The following is a 4594-nucleotide window of genomic DNA, read 5'->3' as shown; positions in this document are numbered from 1 at the left end:
CCCCCTGCCCCCCAGCTCGACCTCAACCAGGCCTGGCGAGACGTGCTGGGCCAGATCGGGGTCAACCTGCGGGCTTTCTTTCGCGAGGCCAGGCCCTACCCTCCCGAAGACGGCAGCAACAGGCTGACCCTGGTATTCCCCGAGCGGGCCAGCTTCCACTACCAAAGGGCCCAGAAGAACCTCGAGGCCATCCAGAAGGCGGTGCGGGACGTCATGGGCGACTATCAGGTGGAGCTGGTGCTGGGCGGGGATAAAAAAAAAGTAACCCCTAGCCCTCCCGCGCCCTTCCAGCGCTTTACCCCCGCGCCCGTAGCCGACCTGGTGGCCGAGGCCCCGCCCCAGCCGCAGCCTGCCGAAGCCGATGTCCTGGCCCCACAGCCCCAACCCGTCCCCGCGCCTGAGCCCTCGAGTGGGGGCGTGCGGTTCGAGGACCTGGGCGAAGCGGCCCACGAATCGCCCCCCTTCGAGGAGGAAGGGCTCGAGGAGGAACCCGCCTCACTGGCCCGCGCTTCCGGCTCGGACCTCACCGCCGACCCGCGCTTCCAGAAGCTGCTCAAGCTCTTCGGTGCCCGCATCCGCAAGATTCACCGCGAAACCCCCAGGGAATCCCCCGCCGTTGGCGCCGAAGGGGGAGGAGAGGCCGAGGAGGCAGGCGAGGAATAACCCCTCAGCCCCACTCCAGTTCCTCGCGTTGGGCCTCGAGCGGGTTGCGGGCGGCCTCGAGCCAAAGCCACACGATCGGCCAGGCCAACAGCCCGCCGATGAGCAGAAAAAGCAGCACTTCCACGGCGCTCCTCCCAGGGCACTTTAGCCAATGCGGGTCAGGGCCGGGTCAGGGAGCAAACCCCTGCCCGTCGGGGTTCGGGGTGATCAACCCTCCTTTGGCCTTCGCGCCTCGAGCGCCTTGCGTCCCGCCTCGATGCCGGAGTCGAAGTCGATCTCGCTGGGAAGCTCATCGTCCATATCCACGATCACCGAGGCCGTGGGCTCGAGGAGTGCGGGCGTGGAAGCAGCGTACTCCCGCGAATTCCTGAGGGCCACATACACCACCACGAATACCGCCAGCAACAACCCGAGCACTGCAATCCAGGCCATACCCCATGGTACTCCCGGAGGAGGGGCGAGGGCCGGATGCCGGGGGCGGGTCGTAGGTCCTACGCAAGACGCTTTGGCCCTCGACCCTTGACAAGCCACGAGCTGACCACTGACCCCTTAAAGCGCTAAATCACCTCACGGAACCCGATGGCCTCGGCCCGCGCCTGGAGCTCGCGCTTGAGCAGGGCGTGCTGGGGGGCCTCGAGGTAGGGGTCGGCCTCGAGGATCTGCTTGGCGAGTTCACGGCTTTTCTCGATGATCTCCTGGTCGGAGGCCAGGTCGCCGATGCGCAGGTCGGGCATGCCGGACTGGCGCAGGCCGCGCAGCTCGCCGGGGCCGCGTAGCTCGAGGTCCTTTTCCGCGATGTAGAAGCCGTCGGTGCTCTCCTCGATGATGCGCAGGCGGCTGAGGGTCTTCTTGCTGCTCTCGCCCGCGATGAGGATGCAGTAAGACTCCAGACCGCCCCGCCCCACCCGGCCCCTAAGCTGGTGAAGCTGGGCCAGCCCAAAGCGCTCGGCGTTCTCGATGATCATCAGCGTGGCCTGAGGGATGTCCACGCCCACCTCGATGACCGTGGTGCTTACCAGCAGGTCGAAGTGGCCATTCTTGAAGCGCTCCATCACCAGGTCCTTTTCCTCGGCCTTCATCTTGCCGTGCAGCAACTCGATGCGCACGTCGGGCAGCAGCTCGCGCAGCTCGTCGGCCAGCTTGGTGGCGGCGGCCAGCTCGGCGGTGGCTTCGTTGTCGCCCTCTTCGATCATAGGTGTGACCACGAAGACCTGATGCCCCTTGGCGATCTCCTGGCGGGCGAAGGCGTAGGCCTGCAGGCGGGTCTTCTGGGTGAGCACCTTGGTCTTGACCGGGGTGCGCCCGGGGGGCAGCTCGTCGATCAGGCTGACCTCGAGGTCGCCGTACATCGTCAGCGCCAGCGAGCGGGGGATGGGCGTGGCCGACATCACCAGCACGTCGGGGCGGCTGCCTAAGAGGCGGCGGCGCTGCAACACGCCGAAGCGATGCTCCTCGTCGATGACCGCCAGGCCCAAGTCCTTGAACTCCACCCGCTCCTGGATCAGGGCGTGGGTGCCCACCACCACGTCGGTGTGGGCCGACTTGAGCCGCTCGAGCACCCCGCGCTTCTCGGCCATGGGCATCGAGCCTACCAGCAAATCCACGGTCACGCCCAGCGGGAAGAGGTATTTCTGCAGATTCTGGTAATGCTGCTTGGCCAGGATTTCGGTAGGGGCCATCAAGGCCCCCTGGGCCCCGTTCTGCGCGGCGATGTAGAGCGCGGCGGCGGCCACGGCGGTCTTGCCCGAGCCCACGTCGCCCTGCACCAGCCGAGCCATCTGGCGCTCGCTCTGCATGTCGGCGAGGATCTCGCCCAGCACCCGCTCCTGGGCCTTGGTGAAGGTGAAGGGCAGGTTGTCGCGGAAGCGCTCCAGCCACTGGGGCTCCACCCGGAAGTAGCGCCCCAGCAAGGCCGAGCCGCCCGACTGGATCATCACCTTGAGTTCGAGTAGCAGAAATTCGTCGAATTTGAGGCGGTAGAGGGCGCGCTCGAGTTTTTCTTCGGAGTCGGGGAAGTGGGCCTGGCGCAGCGCCCAGTCGAGGTCAGGCAGCCCCAGGGCGGCGCGGTAGGGCTCGAGTGGGTCGGGGATGCGGGCAAAGGCCTCGAGGGTTCGCCAGGCCACCCGGCGTAGAAAAGCCTGGGAGATGCCCTCGCGCGAGGGGTACACCGGCACGATGCGCCCGGTCGAGAGCGACTCGCCTGCCTCGTCCTCGAAGTACTCCACCATCAGCGAGACGTTGCCGCCCCGGCGCTGCACCCGGCCCGAGACCAGCAGGTTAGCCCCCTCGGGCACCTGCTTGAGCACCCAGGGCTGGTTGAACCACACGCCCGTGAACTTCCAGCCCCACGCGTCCATGAAGCGCACCTGCACCAGTTGCATCCCCTTGCGCGGGGTCTTGACCAGCTCGCGGCTGAGCACCGTGCCCACCACGGTGGCCTTCTGGCCCTCCTCGAGTTCGCGCACGCTCTGCAAAGCCCGGCGGTCCTCGTAGCGGCGGGGGTAGCCGTGCAGCAGGTCGCGCAGCACCCGAATGCCCAGCTCACCCAGCTTCTTCTTGCCGCCCGGCCCCAGGGCGATGGCCTCCACGGGGGTGTCGAAGCCGATTTCCCCCACCGCCTGCGGCGCCTCCGGGCTGGGAGCGGCGGGCGAGGCCACCTGGCCGGGGGGCGGCTGAGAGGGCTTCGCGCGCACCGGGGCGGTGAGGATGGGGTCCTGGCCGCTGGCCAGCAGCTCGATGGCTTTTTGTAGCCGCTCCAGGCGCTGCGCGGTGCCCATCTCGCGGTAGCCCGCCAGGAGGTGGGCGAGTTCGGGGAAGGGCTGACCCAGGTTCTGCACCAGCTTCTCGAGGCCCCCCGCCACCACCCGGTCCTGCGCGCCGTCGGAAAGCTCGCGGCGCAGGGGTCGCAGCAGGCGTTCCCTGAGCTCGTCCTTGGTCACGGCCCCATCATGCCATACCTGATTGGGGGTTTATGAACCGGGCGTAACGATGACGTAACTGCCCGGTCGCTACACTTGGCCTCGAGTCCTGAGGCTACAGGGAGGGCACATGGCCAAGACCATCGAGCAGTTGAGTTCGGGCCTGATCGTGGGGCGGGTAGGGCTGGGGATGCACGGCACCCAAGTCGGCAGCGTGGCCCAGGCCGTCCACGACGGCGACACCATCGACGTGCGGGCGCCGGAGGACTTCGGCATCCGCTTCCTGGGCGTGGATGCGCCGGAGGTCAGCGCCCGACTGCCCGACTCGAGCGCCAGCGACTTCCCCTCCCTGAGCAGCCCACGCTGGGAAGCCTTTCTGAGCGGTGACCCGTTGCGCAACGCCCGAATCAGCCGGGGGCTCAAGCGGCACCTCGAGGCCCTCCTCGGCCCCGGCGTGGCCGCCAACCACCATTTCCACGCCCAGGAAGCCCGCAAAGGGCTGGCCCAGATGGTCGAAGCCGACCGGGTGGCCCTGGGGCAGGCCAAGGAGGAGTTCCGCTTCTTCCTGGCCTTCGCCTACGAGGTCATGGACGGCTACGGGCGCTTCCTGGCCTTCATCCACCCCAACGACCCCGCCAGGAAACTGCCTGAAGCCCGGCGCCACAGCTACAACGACCGCATGCTCGAGGCCGGCCTGGTGCTGCCTTATTTCATCTGGCCCAACATCGACCCCTTCCTCAAGGCCCGCCTCGCCAGCGCCTCGTTGCAGGGCACGGTGATGAGCCCACAGCAGCTTTACGACGAGGCCAACGACCCCGCCACCAAGCTGGGCCGCGCCCGCAACGCACTCAAGCGGGCCCGCGCTCAGCAGATCGGGCTCTTCGCCAGCGCCAACCCCCTGCGCCTTCCCCCCTCGGAGCTGCGCCTGCTGGTCAACCTGGCTCGAGGCCGCGGCCCCCACCGCTGGGTCATCGACCTCAGCGACCCCAAAGCCCGCCTGCTCCACCCCGAGG

At 68.0% G+C, this 4594-nt stretch carries 3 protein-coding genes and 1 pseudogene; 2 read left to right on the top strand and 2 right to left on the bottom strand.

Annotated features, from left to right (window positions below; all coding sequences use genetic code 11):
* A pseudogene (locus Mrose_RS17825) lies at positions 1 to 663 on the top strand (DNA polymerase III subunit gamma/tau); the annotation flags it as partial.
* Positions 664 to 870: 207 nt separating this feature from the next.
* Here the strand turns inward: Mrose_RS17825 and Mrose_RS17820 are convergent.
* Together Mrose_RS17820 and recG are read right to left on the bottom strand one after the other, a co-directional pair.
* Positions 871 to 1095, bottom strand: a complete 225-nt coding sequence (locus Mrose_RS17820; RefSeq protein WP_119280551.1) for a hypothetical protein — start codon at positions 1093 to 1095, stop codon at positions 871 to 873.
* A gap of 125 nt (positions 1096 to 1220) precedes the next feature.
* Entirely contained in the window at positions 1221 to 3602 is a 2382-nt protein-coding gene (gene recG, locus Mrose_RS17815) for an ATP-dependent DNA helicase RecG (protein ID WP_119280549.1), read from the bottom strand.
* A 109-nt stretch (positions 3603 to 3711) separates the two neighbouring features.
* Here recG and Mrose_RS17810 point away from each other — a divergent pair.
* Positions 3712 to 4594 (top strand): hypothetical protein (locus Mrose_RS17810; RefSeq protein WP_147371721.1); only part of this gene is annotated, 883 nt, incomplete at its 3' end.

Origin of the sequence: Calidithermus roseus, assembly GCF_003574095.1 — a bacterium.
Lineage (GTDB): Bacteria > Deinococcota > Deinococci > Deinococcales > Thermaceae > Calidithermus > Calidithermus roseus.
This window is presented reverse-complemented; position numbering and strand designations above follow the sequence as displayed.